The sequence below is a fragment of the Paenibacillus sp. FSL R10-2782 genome, assembly GCF_038592985.1.
GTDB classification, from domain to species: Bacteria; Bacillota; Bacilli; order Paenibacillales; family Paenibacillaceae; genus Paenibacillus; species Paenibacillus terrae_C.
In genome coordinates this window covers 597,779-622,127 of record NZ_CP151951.1, presented here as the reverse complement: position 1 = coordinate 622,127, position 24,349 = coordinate 597,779, and the positions used below count along the sequence as shown (strand labels likewise).

At 46.2% G+C, this 24,349-nt stretch carries 22 protein-coding genes and 1 tRNA gene; 7 read left to right on the top strand and 16 right to left on the bottom strand.

Annotated features, from left to right (window positions below):
- The first annotated feature begins 93 nt into the window (after positions 1-93).
- On the top strand, positions 94-849 hold the full coding sequence (locus NST83_RS02805; RefSeq protein ID WP_342416489.1) for a tryptophan-rich sensory protein: 756 nt from the start codon (positions 94-96) through the stop codon (positions 847-849).
- 90 nt (positions 850-939) lie between these two features.
- Here NST83_RS02805 and NST83_RS02800 read toward each other — a convergent pair whose 3' ends face one another.
- The 7 genes from NST83_RS02800 to NST83_RS02770 all read right to left on the bottom strand — a co-directional run bounded on the left by NST83_RS02800 (position 940) and on the right by NST83_RS02770 (position 7,114).
- On the bottom strand, positions 940-1,320 hold the full coding sequence (locus NST83_RS02800; protein ID WP_014279543.1) for a RidA family protein: 381 nt from the start codon (positions 1,318-1,320) through the stop codon (positions 940-942).
- Between the two features lie 73 nt (positions 1,321-1,393).
- Positions 1,394-2,104, bottom strand: a complete 711-nt coding sequence (locus NST83_RS02795) for an NAD(P)H-binding protein (RefSeq protein ID WP_342416488.1) — start codon at positions 2,102-2,104, stop codon at positions 1,394-1,396.
- A gap of 51 nt (positions 2,105-2,155) precedes the next feature.
- Positions 2,156-3,601 (bottom strand): ATP-binding protein, encoded by a 1,446-nt coding sequence (locus NST83_RS02790; protein ID WP_342416487.1) that lies wholly within the window; start codon positions 3,599-3,601, stop codon positions 2,156-2,158.
- A 174-nt stretch (positions 3,602-3,775) separates the two neighbouring features.
- Complete coding sequence (locus NST83_RS02785; RefSeq protein ID WP_342416486.1) at positions 3,776-5,278, bottom strand: HD domain-containing phosphohydrolase; 1,503 nt, start codon at positions 5,276-5,278, stop codon at positions 3,776-3,778.
- Positions 5,279-6,089: 811 nt separating this feature from the next.
- Entirely contained in the window at positions 6,090-6,398 is a 309-nt protein-coding gene (locus NST83_RS02780; protein WP_342417856.1) for a hypothetical protein, read from the bottom strand.
- A 104-nt stretch (positions 6,399-6,502) separates the two neighbouring features.
- Positions 6,503-6,625: a hypothetical protein gene (locus tag NST83_RS02775; RefSeq protein ID WP_283654467.1), complete on the bottom strand. Its 123-nt coding sequence runs from the start codon at positions 6,623-6,625 to the stop codon at positions 6,503-6,505.
- Between the two features lie 195 nt (positions 6,626-6,820).
- Positions 6,821-7,114 (bottom strand): hypothetical protein, encoded by a 294-nt coding sequence (locus tag NST83_RS02770; protein WP_342416485.1) that lies wholly within the window; start codon positions 7,112-7,114, stop codon positions 6,821-6,823.
- Between the two features lie 170 nt (positions 7,115-7,284).
- Between NST83_RS02770 and NST83_RS02765 the strand changes: the two genes are divergently transcribed.
- The gene (locus NST83_RS02765; protein ID WP_342416484.1) at positions 7,285-7,662 is read left to right on the top strand and encodes a VOC family protein; all 378 of its coding nucleotides are present in this window, start codon (positions 7,285-7,287) and stop codon (positions 7,660-7,662) included.
- Here NST83_RS02765 and NST83_RS02760 read toward each other — a convergent pair.
- The 3 genes from NST83_RS02760 to NST83_RS02750 all read right to left on the bottom strand — a co-directional run bounded on the left by NST83_RS02760 (position 7,638) and on the right by NST83_RS02750 (position 11,923).
- A complete protein-coding gene (locus NST83_RS02760; RefSeq protein ID WP_342416483.1) occupies positions 7,638-9,635 on the bottom strand; it encodes an FAD-dependent oxidoreductase in 1,998 nt (665 codons plus the stop codon). The genes NST83_RS02765 and NST83_RS02760 overlap by 25 nt on opposite strands.
- Positions 9,636-9,865: 230 nt before the next feature.
- Positions 9,866-11,158, bottom strand: a complete 1,293-nt coding sequence (locus tag NST83_RS02755) for a homocysteine synthase (RefSeq protein ID WP_137061406.1) — start codon at positions 11,156-11,158, stop codon at positions 9,866-9,868.
- 126 nt (positions 11,159-11,284) lie between these two features.
- Positions 11,285-11,923, bottom strand: a complete 639-nt coding sequence (locus tag NST83_RS02750) for a flavin reductase family protein (protein WP_342417855.1) — start codon at positions 11,921-11,923, stop codon at positions 11,285-11,287.
- A gap of 116 nt (positions 11,924-12,039) precedes the next feature.
- Here NST83_RS02750 and NST83_RS02745 point away from each other — a divergent pair, with 116 nt between their 5' ends.
- Positions 12,040-12,747, top strand: a complete 708-nt coding sequence (locus NST83_RS02745) for a winged helix-turn-helix domain-containing protein (protein WP_342416482.1) — start codon at positions 12,040-12,042, stop codon at positions 12,745-12,747.
- Between the two features lie 287 nt (positions 12,748-13,034).
- Here NST83_RS02745 and NST83_RS02740 read toward each other — a convergent pair whose 3' ends face one another.
- The gene (locus NST83_RS02740; RefSeq protein WP_342416481.1) at positions 13,035-13,643 is read right to left on the bottom strand and encodes a dienelactone hydrolase family protein; all 609 of its coding nucleotides are present in this window, start codon (positions 13,641-13,643) and stop codon (positions 13,035-13,037) included.
- Between the two features lie 769 nt (positions 13,644-14,412).
- Entirely contained in the window at positions 14,413-15,228 is an 816-nt protein-coding gene (locus tag NST83_RS02735; protein WP_342416480.1) for a DUF2935 domain-containing protein, read from the bottom strand.
- 329 nt (positions 15,229-15,557) lie between these two features.
- Here NST83_RS02735 and NST83_RS02730 point away from each other — a divergent pair, with 329 nt between their 5' ends.
- On the top strand, positions 15,558-16,121 hold the full coding sequence (locus tag NST83_RS02730) for an acetylglutamate kinase (RefSeq protein ID WP_342417854.1): 564 nt from the start codon (positions 15,558-15,560) through the stop codon (positions 16,119-16,121).
- 76 nt (positions 16,122-16,197) lie between these two features.
- Here the strand turns inward: NST83_RS02730 and NST83_RS02725 are convergent, their stop codons facing one another.
- The 4 genes from NST83_RS02725 to NST83_RS02710 form a co-directional block, all read right to left on the bottom strand.
- A complete protein-coding gene (locus NST83_RS02725) occupies positions 16,198-16,332 on the bottom strand; it encodes a hypothetical protein (RefSeq protein ID WP_342416479.1) in 135 nt (44 codons plus the stop codon).
- Between the two features lie 523 nt (positions 16,333-16,855).
- Complete coding sequence (locus NST83_RS02720; protein WP_342416478.1) at positions 16,856-17,623, bottom strand: collagen-like protein; 768 nt, start codon at positions 17,621-17,623, stop codon at positions 16,856-16,858.
- A gap of 443 nt (positions 17,624-18,066) precedes the next feature.
- A tRNA-Thr gene (locus NST83_RS02715) sits at positions 18,067-18,138 on the bottom strand.
- Positions 18,139-18,211: 73 nt separating this feature from the next.
- Positions 18,212-18,559, bottom strand: a complete 348-nt coding sequence (locus NST83_RS02710; protein WP_137061403.1) for an MTH1187 family thiamine-binding protein — start codon at positions 18,557-18,559, stop codon at positions 18,212-18,214.
- Between the two features lie 533 nt (positions 18,560-19,092).
- Here NST83_RS02710 and NST83_RS02705 point away from each other — a divergent pair.
- The 3 genes from NST83_RS02705 (at position 19,093) to NST83_RS02695 (ending at position 24,034) form a co-directional block, all read left to right on the top strand.
- Entirely contained in the window at positions 19,093-21,426 is a 2,334-nt protein-coding gene (locus tag NST83_RS02705) for a ribonucleoside-diphosphate reductase subunit alpha (protein WP_342416477.1), read from the top strand.
- A gap of 23 nt (positions 21,427-21,449) precedes the next feature.
- Positions 21,450-22,481 (top strand): ribonucleotide-diphosphate reductase subunit beta, encoded by a 1,032-nt coding sequence (locus NST83_RS02700; protein WP_342416476.1) that lies wholly within the window; start codon positions 21,450-21,452, stop codon positions 22,479-22,481.
- Between the two features lie 278 nt (positions 22,482-22,759).
- A complete protein-coding gene (locus tag NST83_RS02695; protein ID WP_342416475.1) occupies positions 22,760-24,034 on the top strand; it encodes an oligosaccharide MFS transporter in 1,275 nt (424 codons plus the stop codon).
- The last annotated feature ends 315 nt before the right edge of the window (positions 24,035-24,349 follow it).

Here is a 24,349-nt window from a genome sequence, read left to right as displayed (position 1 = left end):
TTGTTTGGAAGCAAAGTGGGTATATTCATAGTAGAAGATGGTGACCAGTCGGTCATTCCACGGTTTATGATTCATATAGGAGGAGATGCCCCTATGTCACGAAGTCACCCATTCAAATGGTGGAATATCCTTGCATTTATTGCTGTCATCGTCGTTAACATTCTGGCTTCCACACTGCCCATCGGCGGAAGAAGCACTGCTGCTGTATCCAACATGTATCCTACTTTGCTGACACCTGCGGGTTATGCCTTTTCCATCTGGTCGGTTATTTACTTGCTGCTGGGCTGTTTTGTTGTGTATCAGGCCACATCGGCAGGACAAAACAAGACGAGCGTCCAGTCTATCGGGATTTTCTTTATTTTAAGCTGCATCTTTAACATCATCTGGATTTTTTTGTGGCAGTATGTATATGTAGAGTTGTGTGTGATCGTCATTATACTTTACTTGCTCTCTCTGGCTGTCGTATATGTACGCACTCGTACGCCGCAACCCACCCTCGGGGAAATGTGGTTCGTTAAGCTGCCGTTCAGTCTGAACCTTGGCTGGGTAACCGTCGCTACGATCATCAACATCACGGTGGCACTGAAAAAGAACGAATGGAGCGGCTGGGGGATCAGCGATACTACCTGGGCGATCATCATCCTGGTCATTGGTACTGTGCTCGCCATCATGGTCAGCTTCCCGTATCGTGACAGCATTTATCCACTTGTGTTTGTGTGGGCTTATGTCGCCATCGCCATCGAGCATCCAAGCAATGAAAACGTGCGGCTGGCTGCATTCATTCTGGCCGCAATCATCCTGGTATACTCGCTATGGCTGTTCTTTGCCCGTAACCGGGACCGGGACTAAAAGAATCTCATCACGTATAACACACGCAGAAAAGAACTTCCATTTCTACATCAAGTGTGGATTTTGGAAGTTCTTTTCTGTTCCTGTAGCCTATTCGCCTTTCAGGGCGATAACTTCAATCTCTACCAGCGCATCCTTCGGCAGACGTGCTACCTCCACCGCACTACGAGCCGGATACGGCTGCTCGAAGAAAGAGCTGTACACTTCATTTACACTGACAAAGTCGTTCATATCTTTCAGGAATACGGTCGCTTTCACAACTTGGTTCAGGCTGCTTCCAGCCGCTTCCAGAATAGCTTGTACGTTGCTCAAGGACAGACGAGCCTGCTCCTGTACATCCTTACCAAACTCACCTGTCGCCGGATTCAGTCCAAGCTGTCCCGAGGTGTAAATAAAACCGCCCGCCTCTACAGCCTGGCTATAGGGCCCAATAGCGCCGGGCGCTTTTTCAGTGGCAATTGTTTTTTTCATATGGGTTGAATTCTCCTTCCTGATGCTGATTCTCCGTATTATAGCACGGTAAGTCCAAAGCCACTATTCCGTATTAATGACTGTTACGCTCTGTCCCTGAATCATCCTCACCGGGTGTCAGCTCAGCTCCGATGACCCGAATGATTTCATTCGGATAAATATGTACGCCGCTCGCATGCGCGAGAGCGATTCGTACCATAGCCCGTGCGATCACCGAGGCCGGGATGGCGCGGTAGGAAGCCAGTTTGCCCGTCATCACGCCATCAAGTGCCTTCATCACGACAGCCGCGACGGCTTCGCCAAAACGACGTTCGGACCTTGTGCCTAAAATCAGCGACGGACGGAACAGATGCAACGCAGGCAAGCCAATATCGGCAAGTGCCTCCTCAGCCTCACCCTTCGTACGGTTGTAAAACACGCGCGATTCCGGGTCCGCTCCCATTGAGGAGATAGCGAGCATCTGCACCGCACCGGCCTCTTTGCCCAACCGGGCGGTCAGAACCGGATAGTCCAGATCCACCTGACGAAACTGCTCCTTGGAACCAGCCTTTTTCATCGTCGTCCCGAGGCAGCAAAAAACATCAGCAACCCCCTCGAAGGCAGACGCCGCTTCCTGCGGCTGCTCCCAGTCGATGAGTGCCTGCTCCAGCTTGGGATGCTTGATTTCCAGCGGACGTCTGCCCACAACCATGACGCGGCTGTATTCCTTTTGCACCAGCAGCTCCCGTACAACATAACCCCCGACAAGCCCCGTTGCACCCACAACGACCGCTTTACGCTCCACGATAGACCTCCTTTATGCCTGTGTAACCTACCTGATCCGGCACCTGTGTTATTAGGCTAGTTTAAACGGCTGTTCACCCGCCTCCTTGTTTTCAGACGGACACATGGGCAGGTACAGGGAAAAGGTGCTTCCCTTGTCCTCCTCACTCTCCAAACGGATAAAACCGCCCAACAAGCGGGATAAATCACGGCTAATCGACAGTCCCAGTCCGGTTCCTCCATATTTGCGGTTAATGGAACCGTTGGCCTGCTGGAATGCCCCAAAAATAACATGCTGCTGAAGCTTGGAAATACCGATGCCCGTATCTTTTACCGCAAATACAACCCAATCTCCCTCCTGTTCCTTCCCTTCCAGATGCTGAGTGCTGATTTCCAGCAGTACACAGCCTTCATGAGTGAACTTAAAAGCATTAGACAACAGGTTGCGCAAAATTTGCTGTACACGCTTGTGATCGGATCGAATTTCATTCGGTATATCGCCCTGCTCCTTCAAGCTGAATTCAAGCTTCTTGTCCTTAGCAGTGACTTCAAAATGCATCATCATCACCTGCGCAATCTCGCGCACGCTGACCTGCTCACTGACGATTTCCATCCGTCCAGCCTCGACTTTAGACAAGTCCAGAATGTCATTGATCAACTGGAGCAAATCATGCCCAGAGGCATAGATCAGCTCACTGTACTGGTAAAGCTCGTCCTCATCCAGTTCTGTTCCCTGCTCGTTGATGATCTGCGCCAGATTAATAATGCTATTAAGTGGTGTACGCAGTTCATGCGACATCGTTGCCAAAAAATCGGATTTATATTGGGAAGCCACCATTAACTGCTTGGCCCGTTCTTCCAAAATGATTTTCGTCTTCTGTAACTCATCGCGCTGTTCCGATAATAGCTGATTCGCCTGTATAATCTGATAATTACGCATCTGCTCCATCTGAAAATCACGTAAAATCAGCGCAAATAAAAAGCTGAGCACAATGCCGATAGGCAAAGTGAGCGGGACAACTTCCGCCACATAATAGTGCCATGGAATGACGCCCAGAAAGGCAATATTCAACGTATTTACGATATTAACCGCTAAAATGGTCACCGATGCCTTAATAATCAGACGGCAGGTGGAACGGCGCATCCAGTAGTTCAACCCGGCGCACAGCACGCCCAGAATGCTCATATTCAGAAAGCCGGCCCACGCCGCCATATTCATACCGAAGGTAAATCTTGTAAGTCCGATCGCTACCCCGATAATAATAAGCGTATAGGAGCGGGGATACACCAACGCCGCGATAATTAACGGCACAAAACGCAGATCAAAAATAACCGTCTCGCTAAAGTTAAAACCGAAGCAAGAGCTAACCCATCCGCCAAATACCACCAGCAGTACTGAACTAATATATTTAAATTGCGAAGAGGTACGGCTTAACCCATATTTATAAATTACGTTCGCCACATAGGCAACGGCAATCAGCATTCCCAGATTCATTAGAAACATCATTGAAAATTGCATGGACTCACACTCCCATAGCGCGAAAAATTGGATGCCAGGCCTATGCAGACCACTTTTGCCGTTCTCGTATATCATAACATGAAGCTTCAGCCTTCGACATGCCTAAAGAGCGTACATCTCTATATACAAAAAGCGAACCGCAACGGCTCGCCCTAGTGGATACACAGTATAGGGTCAACTCATGATGCCTTTGTTCCGGCGCCATTCATCGACAAATAATTCGGCAAAGTAAGGGTCCCACTGGGTTCCTTTTCCCTCTTCCAATATCATAATCGCTTTTTCTTTAGGCATACCCTTCCGATATGGGCGGTCAGACGTCATCGCATCATACGCATCTGCTACGGCAATGATCCTCCCAAATAACGGGATATCTTCTCCGCAGAGTTGGTCTGGATATCCTTTGCCATCATAACGCTCATGGTGCGAACGCACACCGGGCAAATAAGGAGCCATGGCATATGCCGGCTCCACTTGGCGAAGAATGCTTTCTCCCATAACCGGGTGCATTTTAATCTGGTCAAATTCCTCGTCCGTCAGCTGACCATCCTTGAGCAGCACGGCATCGGCCACACCGATTTTGCCTATATCATGCAGCAATGCTGTTTTGCGCAAAAGGTCAAGCTCCGTCTCGTTCAAGCCGCCTCTTCGCCCAATAATCACCGAATATTCAGCCACACGCAAAGAATGCCCTGCGGTATAGGTATCTCTCGCATCCAGCGCTGCCGCCAAGGTGGTAAAATAGCTTTCCAATAGCTGACTATTCTTGTCTTCCCGTTCCTTCAATCCCTCGACCATGATGTTAAAGCCTTCAACCAGCTTCGCAAACTCGTCAGAGTACAAATCTTTAGCCTTATCGTACAGACATCCTTCCTTCACTTCATTCATCTTTTCCAGCAAATGGTGAATCGGCTGCTCAATCTCACGGGTTAACAGCCATCCTCCCAGATAAGCAAAGGCCACACCAAATAGTAAAATCGTGCCCGCCCATAGCCAATAGGAGTTGGAAAGCGCTTCATTCAGACGTTCCAGCCGAATCTGCGTAGCCAGGCAAAACAAAAAAAGCGGAAATGCACCAATCAACGTTGCACTCAACTGAAATTTGTGCCGGAGTGATAGTAACACCCGTCCCCGAAGCGATAGGTTAATTCCATGTTTCTGATAAGTCCGGTCTCTAATTTCTATTAGCAACGGACGGATCGCCCTCATTGTCAGGAAAAATTCAATCATCGCGTGCATCGAAGCGACCAGACAAGCCCCTATACAGGCAATCCCCACATAATAGAAGGGCAAGGTGAGCTGTCCGGTATGAATCATCCATATAGCTATACCAGCTGCCGGGATGGAAAAACCGAGCAAATGCGGTCCCATAATACGTAACACAGAAAGATTAGGCAGACGGTGAATCCGTATATACATCGCTTCTACATCCTCGAACGTCGTCCACTCATCCAGAAAAAAATGACGAACTGGTCTCAGATGCATCCGAAATACCAGCGTTTCACATACAATCATAATGATACTGGAAAAAGCAATGATCTTCATAAGACCTAAAAATTCATAACGGGCTACATTTAACGTGGAAAATATAAAAATCGCGCCTACCAACAGAACAGCGATAAACGATCCTATAATATAGTTCAGGATAACATACTGAATAAAACGCTTATAGATCGGCAAAATGCTACCCCTCTTTTCATCCGTACACTCACAAAACATCTTGTTTATTCAATATCGGAGTCCGGTCGGCAAAAGTTAACCTTCTTGCTTGAGCAATTTGCACAAATCCTATAAGCGCCTTTTAATCATATAGAATGAAACACTTACGTTCGTCTACATTTCTCACCTGCGAGTGTAAACATTTAATTGTGCAACACGCTGCCTCTGCTCTTCACGAGGCGAAGAAATTGCAACCTTGCATTTTAGAATCGTTCTTGCTATACTATTAGAGTATGTATTAAACCCCATAGGATTCCGCGCAACAAGCTATTACTCCTAATCACCGCATGGAGCTTCTCCAAATTTTATGTATAACCCTAATGTAGAATTTTGAGCTTTTGCCGAAGATTTTCACATTCACACTGGCGCGGTCATCGGAGCCGCAAGGACGAAAGAGAGGTAGGGCTTTTGTCGTTTGGAAAATGAGCAGTGGAATCGGACTGCCCCTTATGAACATGCTGACCATATTATGCAAGGCAGCAGGGGTTGAACATATATGATGCCGTCGAACCATGAAGTTCGAGCAGGCCGTGCAGTATACGCAAGCTGCACCCATCCTCCGGATGATCCCCGGGGGATTTTTAGTGTCCATATATATATCCAGTAGCACCGCCGAGAGCATCTATGAACAAAAAAATGACCCTTCCGATACATCGGCAGGGCCTATAGCTTGATCAAAAAGGGGTTAATAGGGTCATTATAGTCCCCCTTTCTTAAAACTAAATGATATGCACCTTAAAAACTCATTAATTTTCCAGCTTTGTGTTCTACTCTAATAATTCGTCCAGTATTCCGTGCCGCCCTGCGACGTGGTTGGCGTAGTTGATCGCCCTGTTTCCGGGCGGGTGACTTGATCCGTCGAAGGCCGCTCCCATCCTTCCAGTAAAACCACATGCTGAGTACTGGAGTTATTTTCCCATGTAATATAACGCTCCTGTTCCATATGCCGCAAAGCGGCTGTAATCTCACTGTCCCTCTTCCCCGTTTTGACAGTCAATTCGTTCATCGTCGGCATATGGCGATGCTGGGCAAAATAGTTATACAGAATCCGTAACAGCTTTCGTTCCAAATCAGGCAACATCATCTTTCCTCCCACTATAAAGAACATATGTTCCCATTATAGCACATAAAAATGCACCCTCCTACTGGAAGCTGCATTTTGGACTTTTACGGTCCGGTTCAAATTCAGTTTTTTTCTTTCTCCTGACGACCGATAGAACGCAGCCACCAGACGATTCCACCAACGCTTCCTAATGCCAGAACCGTCAGGAAAATAATATAGAACAAATGAAATGCACGATCACTCATGGCAATCGCCTCCTTACTATATGTATACACTTCCCAACTAAGCCTGTAAACCTCTTTTTGAAATCCAGCTCTATTTTTTTCCAAACGCTCCACAACAGGTATCTTACTGAGGTAAATCGGTACATGCTAATTAAATACAAAAAGGGCTTTCGGCAAATGACCGCAAGCCCTGATTCATCTGAGGTTAAGGCTGAATTACGCCTTGTTCTTCCTGCTATATTTAACGAAAGTAATCACAATCGTCACAGCAAACAATATTCCGGTAACTACCCAAGTTGTTAAAAATGCCATTCCCGAACCCACATTAGCTCCCATCGTCGGGTGCTTCATCGCTGTAAGTACTGAACCTTGCACCATAAATATCGTACAAAATAAAACGATGGGCACCAGAAGAATGGTACTCGCAGTCCTCCGGCTACCTGATACCGCAATCACGCTTAGAGCGGAAATTACCAAAATCACAAAATATATAGTCGCTTCCCACAGCATACAAATGCTCACCGTCCGATCTTTTTTCTATCCATTCGTAAATGTCCCTTCTATTGTAACAGACGTCACACAGTGAACCAAGCCATAATTTGAAATGAAAAGGGGTAAACTCTGTCAGCAACGTAAATAATGTATACTAACTACATAAAGACCTCGAAGGAGATGAACCCATGAGAAGCGCAAGTCCTTTTGTCATTGTAAACGATGTCCAGCAAACGGTGGATTATTATCAGTCTGTTTTGGGCGGAGAAATTAAAGTGCTGAACAAGCAAGAAGGCAAGCTTTTACACGCTGAGCTTCACCTCGGCAGCAGTCACGTCCATTTTTCCGATTCCTACGGTAAACCGCTAAAAGCGCAGCATGTACAAATCATTCTCGACTTTGACAGCGAAGAGGAGCTTAAGCAGGCTTACCATGCACTGGCGAAAAAAGGTACCGTTGACGTAGAGCTTCAAGATACTTTTTTTGGTGCCCTGCACGGCGAAGTGACAGACTATCTCAATCACATTGGATGGGTTATGAACTATTTTAAAAACCGTCGTCCTTGATCTGTTTTGCGCACTACAGCCTTAACCTTGTCATGAGACACTCCCAGAGATTCCAGCGTATTCCCGGTTTTAAGGCACCATGCTTCAATATCTCTCGCAAAACCGAAATCGGTTGCTGTAACCTCCAGTTTTTGTCCTTCTTCCATAGCCTTAACGGCTTCATATACCTTGAGAATAGGACCGGGACATTGCAATCCACAAGCATCCAGCAGGGTCGGCTCTGTGTGGGGACCTACGAATTCTTCCCCAACTCTCGAAGGAACGCCGGACCCATCTTTAGCTTCCTCGTCCTTCTCACTCCCTATAGGCAGATCAGAATCAGAATTCCGTTCTGCCATAACTGAATATGTCTTGTAGCCACCATCAACGTTTCTCACCCGATACCCGTATTGGGTCAGCATTCGAGCCGCAATATAGCCCCGTAAGCCGACCTGACAGGATACCGCGATCTCTTGATCATGGGGGATTTCCGACATTCGTCCTCTCAGCTCTGCCAAAGGAATATGGATAGAACCCGGAATGACTCCTGCTTGCAGCTCCACCTCATCCCTGACATCAATAATAACGCCGCCTGTGCAGTAAAAATCATCGACTTCATGCCATTGCATCGTGTGGACCAGCCCATCCATGATATTCGAAGCCACATAACCAGCCATATTGACAGGATCTTTGGCTGAAGAATACGGAGGTGCATAAGCAAGTTCGATATCAGCCAACTCACGCACCCCCAAATGTCCACGAATGGCGGTTGCAATCACATCAATTCTTTTGTCTACCCCATCTGCTCCAACGGCCTGTGCCCCGTATATCATTCCTGTTTCCGGGTTAAAGAGCAGCTTCATGGAAATGGGCGATGCCCCAGGATAATAACCTGCATGCGAAGCGGGATGAATATGAACAGCCTTATAGGGAACACCCAGCCGCAGCAATGTTTTTTCATTATTGCCTGTAGATGCTGCTGTCAAGGCAAACGTCTTAATCACGGACGTTCCGAGCGCGCCATCATAAGAAATGGCCTGGCCGTTCATATGATCCGCCACCAAACGCCCCTGCCGATTGGCTCCCCAAGCCAGCGATACCATCGTTGCAAAACCGTGATTGCGATCCTTGACCTGAATGGCGTCGCCTACCGCATAAATGGCCGGATCACTGGTTTGCAGTTGGGCGTTCACCTGAATAGCCCCGCGAAAACCAAGCTTCAGTCCGCTTTGCTTGGCCAGCTCATTTTCGGGAACAACACCAATCGCAAGAATAACCAAATCCGTCCGAAGCATACCTCCGGAAGCCAAACGGAGCCGTGTACCCTGATCTGCAAAAGCCGCGACCCCTTCCTTTAAATGCACCTCCACCCCGTTCAGCTTCATATGCTGTTCCACCAGTCTAGCCATTTCAGGATCTAGCGGATGAAGCAATTGTTCTCCTTGGTCGATAATCGTTACCGCAAGTCCTCGCTCCCGCAGATTCTCAGCCATCTCCAGCCCGATAAATCCGCCGCCGATGACAGTGGCATGTCGCGGATGCTTTTCATCTACATATGCCTTAATCACGTCCGTGTCAGGAATATTTCTTAGCGTAAATAGATTAGTGGCTTCGTTTAATCCTGGAATATCCGGTATCATCGGTCTGGCACCTGGCGACAAAACCACCATATCGTACGGTTGCGCTCCCTTTTTCCCTGTCATCACATCACGAAAGTGAATGAGCTTCTGCTCCCGGTCTATTTCGATTACTTCGGTGAGCACCCGTACATCTATATTAAAACGCTCCCGAATCCCTTGAGGTGTCTGGAGAAACAGTTTCTCCCGCGCATGGATCGTGCCGCCAATATAGTAAGGAAGACCACAGTTCGCAAAAGAAACATGCTCTCCGCGCTCAAACATTATAATCTCGTCTTCCTCGTTCCATCTACGCAATCTCGCCGCAGCAGAAGCTCCACCTGCTACCCCACCAATAATAACTATCTTTCTGCCCATTTCTTCTTCCTCCTTATATACCCTATGGGGTATAATATATACCTATGGGGGTATGTTGTCAATGCTATTTCTCCATAACCTAGACGCCAAAAAAGGTGGAGGTTGCCCCCCACCTGATTAACAACAAACCGAAAAGCGATCCGGTTTGAAAAACCTCTTATAAACTCCTCCACACATGCTCTGTCACACTTTGCTCAACAAGCCAACGCCGCTGGCCTCTGCTCACTTAACTACTGCTGGCTGGCCGCGATCGCCTGCTCCAAATCGTACAAAATATCGTCTATCGCTTCCGTCCCGACGGACAAACGCAACAGCTCTGGCTTGACTCCGGCAGCAACCTGTTCCTCCGCATTCAACTGCTGATGCGTTGTGCTAGCCGGATGAATGATCAGAGATTTGGAATCACCTACATTCGCCAGATGGGAAAATAGCTTCACATTTTCAATCAGCTTGCTTCCCGCCTGACTGCCGCCTTTGATGCCGAAGGTCAGGATCGCCCCTTGCCCTTTCGGCAAGTATTTTTGAGCTAATTCGTAGGATGGATGGCTTGGCAATCCGGTGTAGCTGACCCACTCCACATCCTTGTGGTTTTCAAGATATTGCGCTACCTTCAGAGCATTCTGGCTATGTCTTTCCAGCCGCAGATGGAGTGTCTCCAAGCCCTGAAGCAGCAACCATGAGTTGAACGGTGAAATAGCTGCCCCCAAATCACGCAGCAGTTGTACCCGCGCCTTGATAATATAGGCAATAGGCCCCACCGCCTCGGTGTATACAACCCCATGATAGCTCGGGTCTGGCTCGGTCAGTCCGGGGAAACGGCCGCTTGCTTTCCAGTCAAACTTGCCACTGTCTACGATCACCCCACCAATGGACGTTCCGTGTCCGCCAATGAACTTCGTCGCAGAATGCACGACAATATCCGCTCCGTATTCGATAGGACGCAATAAGTACGGGCTTGGGAACGTGTTATCCACAATCAACGGAATACCGTATTCATGCGCAATCGCCGCTACAGCTTCCACATCCAGCACATTGCCCTGCGGATTGCCAATCGTTTCGGCATATAACGCCTTCGTTTTATCCGTAATGGCTTTACGGAAGTTCTCCGGGTCATCCGAATCCACAAAATGCACCTTAATGCCCAGCTTGGGTAGCGTCGTGGAAAACAAATTATATGTACCGCCATACAAACTGGATGCCGACACAATTTCATCCCCTGCTCCGGCAATGTTCAGGATGGAAAAGGAAATGGCCGCTGCTCCCGAAGCCGTCGCCAACGCGCCAGCCCCTCCCTCCAGAGCTGCGATCCGCTGCTCAAACACATCCGTGGTCGGATTCATCAGACGCGTATAAATGTTGCCGAACTCTTTTAGCGAAAATAAATCAGCCGCATGCTCAGCATCCCGAAATCCATACGAGGTGGTTTGGTATAACGGAACGGCGCGGGCAAAGGTAGTAGGATCAATTTGTTGTCCGGCATGGACAGCGAGTGTTTCGAATGACAGCTTGCGATCTTCTGACATGATGATTTCCTCCCTTGTTATACGTGCTGTAAAGCGCAATCATAATGATTTTTCATTCATTCTCGCACAAAAAGAACAAATTGGGAAGATAATTCTTATTATTCAGGTGTGAATTATAATTATTCATCAGGTTTCAGACCGGAAGGCTTTGCCCAACTGCTCGCCAAGGCCGAAATAATGGCGGAAGTTATAGATGAGTGGGCTCCAGTTTGCCGGATCAATATGGTTCTCACCGAGGATCATATCCTGATGAACATGCACCTGTACAGCTTGGGTTTCGATGATCGCAAAATAAGGAGAATGGTCAGGAATGCGTATTTCCCTCACTTCGGCTTCGATCTGAATCGGGCATTCCCTGATCCGGTTGGGCTTGATCACATTCGAGTCAATCGGAGTTAGCCTGCTGATCTCATACTTGTCTTTCTGATAGGTAAAGCCATTTTGTTGCTTATCCTCCGGTACGGGATTTTTGCCCGTGTAGGGGGCCAACCGCTCCACATGCTCCCATAATGAAGGTCCCGGAACGTTAATCACACATTCGGGATGCCGCTTCATATTTTCAAATGCTTTTCCGCCTATTCCAATACCCAGTACGACACAATCTCCCAATGCCCATGAGGAGGAGATGGGGCTGATATTGGTCGTTCCATCCTCATTCAGCGTGTTGAGTAAAATTACAGGGGTTCCGTAATATAAAATGCTAGGGTTAATCGTTTTAATGCCTGGGCTGAGATTCATCTGATTTATTTGATTTATTTGATTCATTTGATTCATTTGATCCATCATCCCTTCTCCATCTGTTCAGATCTGCCTCCTTATTGTAGAATATAAATATTTCAATCTTCATCGAAGTATGGATTACAAAGGAGGATAACTGTGCCATGAGTGCCAAATCAAATGTAGCCATGATCGCTTCTCTGGTAAGCGAGCCTTCACGCGCAGCCATATTAACCGCCTTATTAGACGGCAGATTTCATCCTGCAGGCGAGCTGGCCCATATGGCAGGCATCAAACCGCAAACCGCCAGCTTCCATTTGGCTAAAATGACTGAGGCTCAAGTCGTTACTGTGGAGAAACAAGGGCGGCACCGTTACTATGGCATTCAAAACCCCGAAGTTGCCCGGATGATGGAGTCATTTTTATCCATAGCCCCGCCTGTTCCAATCAAGTCATTCAAACATGCCTCCGAAGACAAAGTCATACGTCAGGCAAGAACCTGCTACGATCATCTGGCAGGTCATCTAGGTGTACAGCTAACGGCTTCTCTCATTCAAAAAGATTACATTTCGGATGAGCGGGACGGGTTCTCTATTACTGAAAAAGGGAGGGCGTTCTTTGCAGACTTCCAGATTGACCTTGAAGCAACGAAAAAAAAGCGCCGCTCCTTCTCACATAAATGCATGGATTGGAGTGAACGACGCCACCATCTGGCCGGAGCCTTGGGGAATGCTCTTTTGGACAGATTATTCGAATTAAACTGGATTCAACGTCTCCCCAAAACCCGAGCGATCCAAATTACAACAGACGGTGAAAGAGGTTTTAAAGAGGTGTTTTCGATAGAGATCGGGAAGGATAATTCAGAACTGTAGTCCTTTATTTATCGTATATCCGTTTACGTTGTTCTTCCACAAGCTGAGCCAGGGCAGGGTAGAAAGCTTTAGATTGGATATGATAGGCAAGGTTTCTCGTTGATCCGTCTTTCATTTCAATTTGGAGATAGTAGCTATTCCCGACCAATCCCTTGGTCTGCTTGACATTTGATCAAAAGGGACATTATTTAGTTTGGGATATGTTTCGGCAAATAGGGCAGTCGCTTGGGGTGTGAAAAATAGTAAGCGTTCCTTGCGGCATTTCGGCCCTTTTCTTCGATACCTCATCACTCATGGACGCGCCCCTTTCTATCGAAAAAATCTACCATTTCGCTAAATGATTTTTGAGCTGAATGTACGTTATATCGGGGAGAATACGGGTCACTGAATCCATGTTGTCCGTTACATTTATGTACCCTGATATTACTGTTATCTAAAGCTATAATTAGCTCATCCACATTAAATGATGGTTCTTCCTGTGGGAAAAATAGCAGTGTTGGACATTGTGGGGTTATTTCCAAATAATTTCTAATACGTGAGCCATAATATCCTACGATTCCATCAACATATTTTTCTTCACTACACAGCCAGGCAATCGTTGCCCCTATGCTAAATCCGACGATAAATACCTTTTTATAGCGATCTCGAATACTTGATAATAAACTTTCAATTTGATATGAAGCGTGGGTGAAGCCTACATTTTCCATAAAATTTCTGTAGGCAGTTTCCTCTTGCGAATAGTCAAAAGGTGTTTCTCTTCCCAGTAAATTTGGACAAATGACGTCATAACCCTGATCCGATAATAGTCTGCAAATATTCTGTATATGCTGATTAATCCCATAAATCTCATGCAGCACAACGATTACGGTGTCCGACTTTTTATCTATGCTTATCATGTTGCACCCCTAACCAGGTTTGAATATGGGAAAACAAGTGATCCGGATACGTAAAGTTATACTTAGCTACCACTTCAGAGGATAACCGGTTGAATTACTCAAAAGATACGATAAGTGCCTTCCAACCAATAATTTCTTCATTAGAAAGTCCCCAAAGGGATATGCGCTCTTCGAGCATTTCGTAAGTATTACTCATCGCCATGCAGCCTCCTTTCATTAGAATTATTGTATCCAATTCGATAATTGGGGTATATATTCTTTTGGATAGAATCCCCCTTATTAAAACACAGAAATAAAAAAGAAACGCTTTTCAGCGTCCACATATTACAATAACTGTAATTCTAAAAAATTTTATAGTCAGTTGCCCTATACGCTTCAAAAAAGAAATGTTCCGCTTGGTTTTGAACACGATAATCATAAGGTAAGTAGCCAAGTCCATTATCTCCCCAAGGAGTTACCCATGAATTTTTAAATTTGAACATTTGGGGTATCATCATCGAAGCCCCTGTTTTTTCAGTATATCCATGGCTACCCTAATGGATGTCCCATCCCCATCAGGAGTACATCGAGGTGTATTATCTGTAATTCTACGACGACAATATAAAACGATCTCTACAAAGTAGATCGAGTGGGCATCCTTAAAAAAGATGCCCACTTCCCTCAGAAAATTCTCATTTCCTGATAACCTATGCATTCAAAAGGCCCAGTTGTTAATGCCGACCTCTCATAACGTTTTAATTATTTATGATACACCAGCAGGGACAGCATATCAGTGCATGATTTCTTTCTTGTTCACCTTAACACCTGATAAAGATTGATCAAACATATCGAGAATAAAAAGGAAGCGCTCAGCTTCACGAAATACATGATCGGCTAATAAAGGATGGATAATGCTCTTTATTCGGCATTCGTCGATTAAATCACGCGCTGTTTTCTTAAAATCACGCAAGGACTTAACAGAGACACGATTTTCATCAACAAATTGACTTAAGAGTGGAACGGTTTGTGACTGAGGCCGCATATGACTTAAATCAATCGCTTGAAACATCAGCGTATCGAAATCATTACTAAACTCCCTAGCTTGTTCAACCAGTTTACGTTCGGATGGATCTAGCAAATGGCCTATAAATTTTGCATGATCGGCCATGATTTTCAAGAAAAATACATTTTCATCGATAATTGCATCGGGTAATGGTTCGAGCTTTCCTGAATTGAGTTCCTCTAAACGGTTTCTAAAATAATTCGCTTCCCGGCTTATATGATCTACCAGTAAAGGGAAATTTGTTTGTCCGGGAAGCTTGCATTGCAATATAAGGCCCAATACCATTCTCTTAAACGCCCAAATATGAGTCGCCGCATTCCGGACCTCCGTATTAAACTCTTTGATTGTGTGAGGGTCTGTATGGATATTAAAATCGTGTGATCTTCTCTCAATATCCTCAAAAATAGCGTAAAACTGATGGGCTTCTGTAATGAGTTGAGTATCTTCAGCTCTAAAACCTAACCCCAGAAAAAATGAATGCGCCTTCATGATCCTGGACCAAAACCGTATCTCATCTAATGAGCGTGCAACGAAGGCATCCAATCATATCCCTCCTCTATGTGAGCAAAAAGCACTTACTTAGTCATATGGAATATGCCTTGTCATTATGTATATCGAATCCCACGCCTAATACTAACCTAATTCAGAGGTTGTTTAGAAGTTCTGCTAGAAGATTACTTTTTTAATGGACATTCACCCAACCATATAAGTTCGAATAATGTAGCACTATATATGCAGATGCATGTGGTATACAAATTTATGGAAACAAGGAGTGAAAAAGTGTGTTTCCTTATTCAACGGGTGTATTTCCTTATGTAATACAACCATACGATCATTATTGGCGATCGGATCAAGTAACACCTGCTCATCTAATGACCAAAAATCCTCAACGTGTAAGCAAGGCGAAGGTTGAATTGAAAAGCTTCATGCGTATGCTGTGGGAACAACATATAGCCTGGACTAGGATGACTATCCTTAGCTTGGTCTTTCATTTACCTGATGTGAACGTGGTTACCGCCCGGCTTCTTCAAAATGCAACAGATATGGGGAATTCACTTCGACCTTTTTATGGTGATCATGTTGCTCAAACATACAGTAACTTAATTAGGGAACATTTAGTCCTTGCTGCGGATCTTGTTAAAGCAGCCATAGCAGGAGATCAAAATCTGGTTGCAGCCACAGAAAAAAAGTGGTACTCCAACGCCGATGAAATCTCCGAATTTTTAAGCCGCATCAATCCCTATCTACCTAAAGAAGAATTTAGGAAAATGTTCTACGAACACTTAGCCTTAACAAAGTCAGAGGCTGTCTCCATGATCACCAAGGATTATAAAACAAGTGTTCAGGTATATGATAAAATCGAGGCGGAAGCGTTAGAGATGGCGGATATGATCACTGACGCAATCGCTAAACAATTCCCTGGAATATTTATGTAATTACGCTCATTTCAACAAAAAATCGTGGCCTCCAAAAAGCTTGGGAGTCACGCTGTACCCATGCCTCCGCCCAACTTTATGCAAAACGAGTCCCGAACGTAACACTGAATTTAAAGCCTACGTCTGCCTTGGAAGGGAGTGAAAACGTTACCTTTAACCTCTCCATGTGCTTTAATGTTTCTTTTAAAATCGGGGTTTTAAGATCATTCAAATTGTTCTCCTCCCGTTAGGTCTACCCGGAATTCAAACTGTTCTCGTATAAAATCTTTACTGGCGATCTTAACCGACTCTGGCGTAATCTCCTCCACCACTCCGCCATAATCCTCAAATGTCACACGTACGTTTCAAGACGATCACCTCAATATTTCATTCGGTGAACAATATAACGATTCCTTCTACGACAAAAATCCCTGTAAATGTTATCCTTTGTTCTTCACGAGATTCAACGGGATGTCACTTCGTCCCTCCCCTTCCAACCATAGCAGTTCACTAAGCAAAAAAGTCATGCTATCCATAGAGCGTAGCTGGTCAATGGTTTCTGAAACAACCTCCATAAGACACGCTGATAGCGGATGTCTGCAAAATGCCACGCGTGGCGGGCCGCTATCTCTGCCGAGGGATACTCTGGAGGAAGAGGAGGACGTTTGTATGTCCTTCTTTTAATTATGATCATAAGAAAAGCCGTCCAGTTAAAGATAGCAAATTTCTAGATTATCTAGATGCAAGATATCTTGCTATGCTAATTGTGTGATAACAAGATGTGCTGAAACAGATCTTGCTCCTCCAGCGAGAGGAGTAATAGTAAGTGCAGTAGAATTGCCAGCAGGATTTCGAACAGTCAGTATGGAATTAATGACCGTCGTTTGCACTATAGCCATTTCTACGATTTGCGATGTACCTGTTGCACGTCCGACTACAGTATAGGCGAGATCAGCGCCATTGAGTGTCAAGATGAGTTGTCCCGCTTCGGTTACGCTAACCTGAGAGAGCACCTGATAAGTCCCTATTGCTGCTAAATTAAAAGAGCTAGGACCGGTTCGGGTAATAGTAGTCCCGCTGGTAGGGCCATTTTGCGGAAAACTTACGTCTGTACCCGGAGCAACAGTTGCTGCATTATCAGGAGGCATCAAGGCAAAAAAATCTGCAAATCCCAATACACCCCCTGCTGCTCCTGTAGCGCCGGTGGCTCCCGTTGGCCCAGCCGCCCCTGCTGCTCCTGTAGCACCTGTCGGTCCGACCGGACCTCCCGCTGGACCAGTTGGACCTGTGGCTCCTGTTGGCCCAGCCGCCCCTACTGCTCCTGTAGCACCTGTTGGTCCGACCGGACCTCCCGCTGGACCAGTTGGACCTGTGGCTCCTGTTGGCCCAGCCGCCCCTACTGCTCCTATAGCGCCAGGAAAGCCTTGTGGGCCTATAGCTCCAGCCGGTCCAGGTACTCCTTGAGAACCTGGTATGCCTTGTGGACCCGTAGGACCAATCACTGTCGGAGTAGTAATATTCACTTCTGGTGGGGGACATTTTACCTTTACTATCTTCTTAATAACTTTTCGGCACTGTTCTTGTCTTTTCCTTTTTCTCTTCCAAGGGAATCCAGCTTTGATTTTTCCTTTACAACATTTTTTTTTGTCTGAACAACTCAATACGTACACCTCCCTATAAAGATAGTTCAGTGTATGCATATTGTTAGATTTAGACATGGACGAACAACTAGTTTTTACTAGACTGGAACATATATCTAGAAAAAAGGCTATACAACTGAGAGAATGGCCCATGAATATATTACAATGTCCACACCTTCTTCGCGCTCCGTAATATTCACCCATGTTCATATCCGGTGGACGCTATTTGTGCCAACATTAGTTAGGCTGTGAAGAAGGCTCGCTCCAACAAAAAAGCGCGGCCTCCAAAAAGCTTGGAAGCCGCGCTGTGCTTGAGTGTCATAGAATGCTGGTGAAGGGAATTGAACCCCCGGCCTACGCATTACGAGTGCGTTGCTCTACCCCTGAGCTACACCAGCAGGTCAGCGTAACTGACAACAAAAACTATTATACTCTTCCTTACATAAAAATCAATCACTTACATCCACTTTATCAACTAGGATTTGGATTTAATTCGGTAACGTTCCCTGTCCCGGTGCCGGACAGTTTATCTGCGACGGAACGGAGCTTTTGGCGACTGGAGGAAGCTTTGTCACGGCGATCATCGATTTTGACCGAGGTGGAAACGCGCTTGGCTCCTGACAGGAATGGCGCTTCATGCAGCGCAGCGATAGCGGTGAACACATCGTCCAGCGAACCTTCAATAATCGTACTCATGGAGGTAAGTTCGTAAGTAATTCCTTTTTGCGTCTTCAGCACTTTCTGCATCTGTGCAACATAGTCGCTCAGGCTGGTACTGCCTGTTCCAATCGGGATTACGGTCACTTCTGCAATAGCCATCGCCGAGTTCCTCCCTTTAATTTAAAAATCGTCACAAATTTAAAAATCTAAAACCTATGTCCGATAAAGCAACCTTATCTCATAAAAATAGTCCATATGTATGCTGCTTGTTTCTGTAGGAAACACCTTTATCATTCATTGTACCGTTCACACGACCTCAATTCAAATACAACCCGCGACTTCTCTGCATTTTGGGCGTTTCCATTCCTTTTCCTTTACGTATGGCTTCAAATGTTGCTATAATACTCCTTGCGCTTATTTGAAATTTTAAGTTTCTCAACACAACATATTGGGTTAAATATTTACAATACGTCTAAATGTAGTGATGTAGCCAATAAATTGCATGGGAACCGTTTTGACGCCCGTTCATTGGCAAGCGCATCGCTATTTCTATGTTGTTGGATTACATACAGCCCCAAAATGCTGTCTGAACCAAGCAAGCAACCCGGGCATTTTCAGCGTCGTTTTTTCATTTTCACTGTCATTTATTTTCAAGTTTATCTCCCAAGTCAGGAAAGCGAGGAATTAATCCTATGCCACAACTCGTAACGAAACCAAACAACCGCCAGTTGGCTTTTGATGAAATACGTATTTCCGTTTATGCCGATCGTATGCTCAGCGGATTGGACAAGCTGGAGAAAGATCGCCTGATTCGCGGTGTAACCAGCAAGCTGCGCCGGGACGAAGTCACGGGCGACGAAATCAGCAACGCGTTTGCGATGGCTGCGCTTGAACTGGTCAGCAAGGAAGAACCGGACTGGAAATTCGCCGCTGCTCGCTCCTTGCTCACTTCCTTATATAAAAAGGCGGCTACTCACCGCCGTTACAAATCCTATGCGGACGAGCCTTACGGCGCTTTTTATCCGCTGATTACCGAGCTGGTCAAGAAAGGCATCTATCGTCAAGAGCTGCTCGACTACTACACCAAGGAGCAAATTGACGAGCTGGGTGCCTCCATTTTGCCGAAAAATGATCTGCTGTTCGATTATATCGGGCTGTTGACGCTGTCCGAGCGTTATCTGGCGAACGATTTTGACGGACGCGTAATGGAACTGCCGCAGGAACGCTATATGATCATCGCAATGTACCTGATGCACAAGGAGCCTGCCGACAAGCGCATGGAGTTGGTGAAGGAAGCTTACTGGGCGATGAGCAATATGTACATGACGGCGGCTACGCCAACCATGTCCAATGCCGGGAAAAAGGTCGCCGGACAGCTCTCCAGCTGCTTCATCGACACCGTAGACGACTCGTTGGAAGGCATTTTCGATTCCAACACCGATGTAGCCCGTCTCAGCAAAATGGGCGGCGGCATTGGCGTATACCTTGGTAAAGTACGAGCGCGTGGCTCCGACATCCGTGGACACAAAAATACAAGCTCCGGCGTCATCCCGTGGATTCGCCAGCTCAACAATACAGCGGTCAGCGTAGACCAACTGGGTACACGTAAAGGCGCAATTGCCGTCTATCTGGACGTATTCCACAAAGACATTCTTGCATTCCTCGACCTCAAGCTGAACAACGGTGACGAGCGCATGCGTGCACATGATGTTTTCCATGGCGTATGTCTGCCTGATTTGTTCATGGAGCGGGTGGAAGCTCGTGGCGAATGGAATCTGTTCTGCCCGCATGAAGTGAAGAAGGTCATGGACTGGAAGGATGACAACGGCCGTCCACTGGGGTTGGAGGATTTTTACGATGAAGGCTTTGGTACAGGTTCCTTCCGCGAGAAGTATGAGGAAGCGTCACAGCATCCAATTCTCTCCCGCATTACGGTGCCTGCCATCGACATTATGAAGCGCCTGATGAAGTCACAACTGGAAACAGGTACGCCGTACATGTTCTACCGCGACACCGTAAACCGTGCGAACCCGAACCGCGCCCACGGTATGGTATATTCCTCCAACCTGTGCACGGAAATTATGCAAAACCAATCGGCGACCGTGGTGGAAAAAGAGGAATTAGTCACCAAGGATGGACAAACACGCATTGTCATTTCCAAAATCCCTGGCGATTTTGTCGTCTGCAACCTGAACTCCATCCATCTGGCTCGCGCGGTTCCGGCAGGTGTGCTGGATCGTCTCGTACCGATTCAGGTACGTATGCTGGATAACGTGATTGATATCAACAACATTGAGGTGCTGCAAGCACAATATACGAATAGCCAATATCGTGCAGTCGGTCTGGGTACGTTCGGACTTCATCATCTGCTCGCACTCGAAGGCATCCGTTGGGAATCCGATGAAGCGGTAACCTATAACGATCATTTATACGAAAAAATTAACTATTTGGCTGTAAAATCGAGCATGGAGCTGGCGAAGGAAAAAGGCCGTTATGCCAAATTTGAAGGCTCTGACTGGTCTTCCGGGCATTATTTCACATCCCGTGGTTATACGGACGGTACTCGTGAAGGTAAATTTGTCACCACGTCCGAGTGGAGTGAGCTTGCCGAAGAAGTCAAACAAAACGGTGTTCGCAATGCATGGCTGTTCGCCATCGCGCCTAACGGTTCCACGTCCATCATTGCAGGTTCTACGGCCAGCATTGATCCATTGTATGAGTTGCTTTCCTATGAAGAGAAAACAACCTACAAGATTGCTAACCCTGCACCGGACTTGAATGAAAAAACAATCTGGTACTACAAAACGGCTTTCCTGCTGGATCAGCATGCTTCGATCAACATGGCCTCTGCCCGTCAGCGTCATATTGACCAAGGCCAAAGCTTTAACCTGTATGTGCGCCCGGATATCAAAGCTACTGAATTCCTGGAACTGCACATCCACGCCTGGAAATCAGGTATGAAATCAACCTATTATGTACGCAGTCGCGCACTGACGATTGAAGAATGCGATAGCTGTGCATCCTAATATAAAGAAGGAGAGAATCTCCCATGCAGTTACAAAAGATATTTAACACGGAAGCGCCTAACCGCTCTACCCGCATTATTGAAGGCGAAAATTCCGGTATCTTGAACTGGAACGATATCCGCATGCCGCATATGTACAAGCTGTACAAGGTGCTGCTGCTCAACCACTGGATTCCGGATGAAATCCCGATGTCCAAGGACGCATCTCAATTCCCTACACTGGATGCCGAAGAACAGCGCACGTTCAAAATCAACATCGGCCTGCTGGCCGTGCTGGATTCCATGCAAACGATGTTTGTCGGGGATGTAAAACGCTACTTTACCGATTCTTCACTGGAAGCTGTGTCAGCTATTATCGGGCAGCAGGAGGTCGTGCATAACCAGTCCTACTCCTACGTGCTATCCTCTCTGGTATCAGATCAGGAGCAGAAGGAAATTTTTGAATATTGGAAAAATGATCCCGTACTGCTGGAGCGCAACACATTCATCTCGGACATTTACCAGGAGTTCCGTGATGAGCAAAATCCGCAAACCTTTTTCCAGGCGATGGTGGCGGACCTGATTCTGGAGGGCATTTTCTTTTATAGTACGTTCGCTTTCTTCTATAATTTGGCCCGTGACCAAAAGATGATGTCGACCAGCCAAATGATTTCGTATATTCAGCGGGATGAAAATCAGCATTGCTACTTTTTTGCCGAAGTGTTCAAGCAATTGCTGTCTGATTTTCCTGAGCTGGACACGAAGGAAAATAAAGATTATGTCTACCGCATGATCGACCGAGCAGTCGAGCTGGAAACCAACTGGGCGCACTACACGCTCAAAGAGGTTCGCGGCATCGACCTGAACGAACTGGGCGATTATATCAAGTACATGGCGAACATGCGCCTGAGACTGCTTGGTATGGACAAAGCCTACGAAGGCGTAGACGTAAATTGTATGCCTTGGATCAAGCCGTTCTCGGATGAAGCGCTGAACGCGACAAAAACTGACTTCTTTGAAGCAAAATCGCGCAATTACGGCAAGGTCGGAGACGACAACGGATTTGACGATTTGTAATTAACCAGATACAGCCTTAACTCGGTATTTACCGGGCTAGATCTTTTAATTAATTCCCTATACTCACCCGATTACACAAAACAGCCTAACGATGTATATACGTCGTTAGGCTGTTTTGTGTTGCTATAGAATCCAGCAACTGATTGCGAAAAGCACAGGAAATCTTGGAAAAGTGCCCTATGGATTCAATGGAGTAATCCTTACAATTAATAGTAAAGACAATGCATAATCACGTTTACAACACATTGAGCGGCTACACTTTGAAGGGGTGCTTGAACATGATGAATTTGGCAAAACGCAACTATTGGTCTCTTAGTATTTTTAACTTCGCTTATCTGTTTACATGGTCTGCGGCCATGTCTTTTTTTGTCATTTGGCTGGGGCAGAGCCTGGGGATTTCAGAAACCTACACGGGGTTTCTATACGCGGCTAACTCAATCGTCGCCTTGGTCATGCAGCCCCTGTTCGGATACTTATCCGACAAGCTGGGCTTGAGAAAACATCTGCTGTACATACTCTTTACGATCCTTTTGCTCGTCGGACCCTTTTTTATCTATGTGTACGGTCCATTGCTTCAAACGCAGTTCGTCATTGGTGCCATTGTCGGTGCGCTATTTATCGGCCTGGTGTTTAATGCAGGTAACGGTGTCGTCGATTCGTATATGGACAAAGTTTCGCGCAAATACGGCTTTGAATACGGACGGGTTCGTATGTGGGGTTCACTTGGGTGGGCGGCGGCTACTTTTGTTGCGGGACGGGTCATCAATATCAATGTAAATCTGACCTTCTGGATTGCCTCCGTATCCGCCGTTGTTGCTATGATCTGTATCTTCCTGACCAAAGTCGAAATTTCCGGACAGGAGCAGCAGAAAACAGAATCGTTGAAGCTAATGGATGTGCTGCATCTCGTACGTACCACAAAATTCTGGTTTCTTATGCTATTTATGGTGGGCGTGACCCAAATTTATGAGGTATATGACCAGCAGTTTGCCACATATTTCGTATCGCAATTCAGTTCCAAAGCGGAAGGAAATCAATTCCTTGGCGATTTGAGCGCTGTGCAGGTTTTCCTGGAATTTGTGTTCCTGTTTGTTACCCCTTGGTTTGTGAACAAAACGACCGCCAAATGGGCATTAATTATTGCCGGGGCGATTATGTCGTTGCGTATTATCGGTTCTTCGCTGCCATTCGGTGCCATATGGGTGGCTGCGATGAAGATGATTCACTCCCTGGAGAAACCGCTTATTCTGGTGGCCATCTTCAAGTACATTACCGTTAACTTTGACCAGCGGTTGTCCTCCACCATGTACCTGCTGTATTTGTTTATGGGCTCCCTGGTGGTTTCCGTTTTCTCGCCAATTGTCGGACATATGTATGAAGTTCTGAATTTCCCGATTACTTATTTAATTCTGGGTTCCATTGCAGGTCTGTTTACCATCATTTCCTGCTTTACGCTGACAGCAGACAAGAAGAATGGGGAGCGGTATTTGGAGGAACGTCGCAAGCAGGACCTGAAAAGAGCAATTAAAAAAGCTGATACAGTTCATTCGTGATCTAATGGCGACATCGACATCCAAATCATAAGGTTTGTCCGGCAAGTCTTTATTTGCTAAAATAATCCAAATGAGGGCATACGAGAAGTGAAGGTGCAGAAACCGTAAACTGTATGAGTGCGTTGTCGTGTATGCTGCTCGTTGAGTTGAAATTCCGTTATTCAGTATACCGTCAAGGCCTGTTGGATCGTTTTCTACTTTGTAGTGTACAAAAGTCTAGGCTGCTTTAATGTACGGATGTACAGGGCATGTAGGCATATGTCAAGCTCAACTTGCATGATTAATGCGAGATTATCAGATAATCTGCAACGTCAT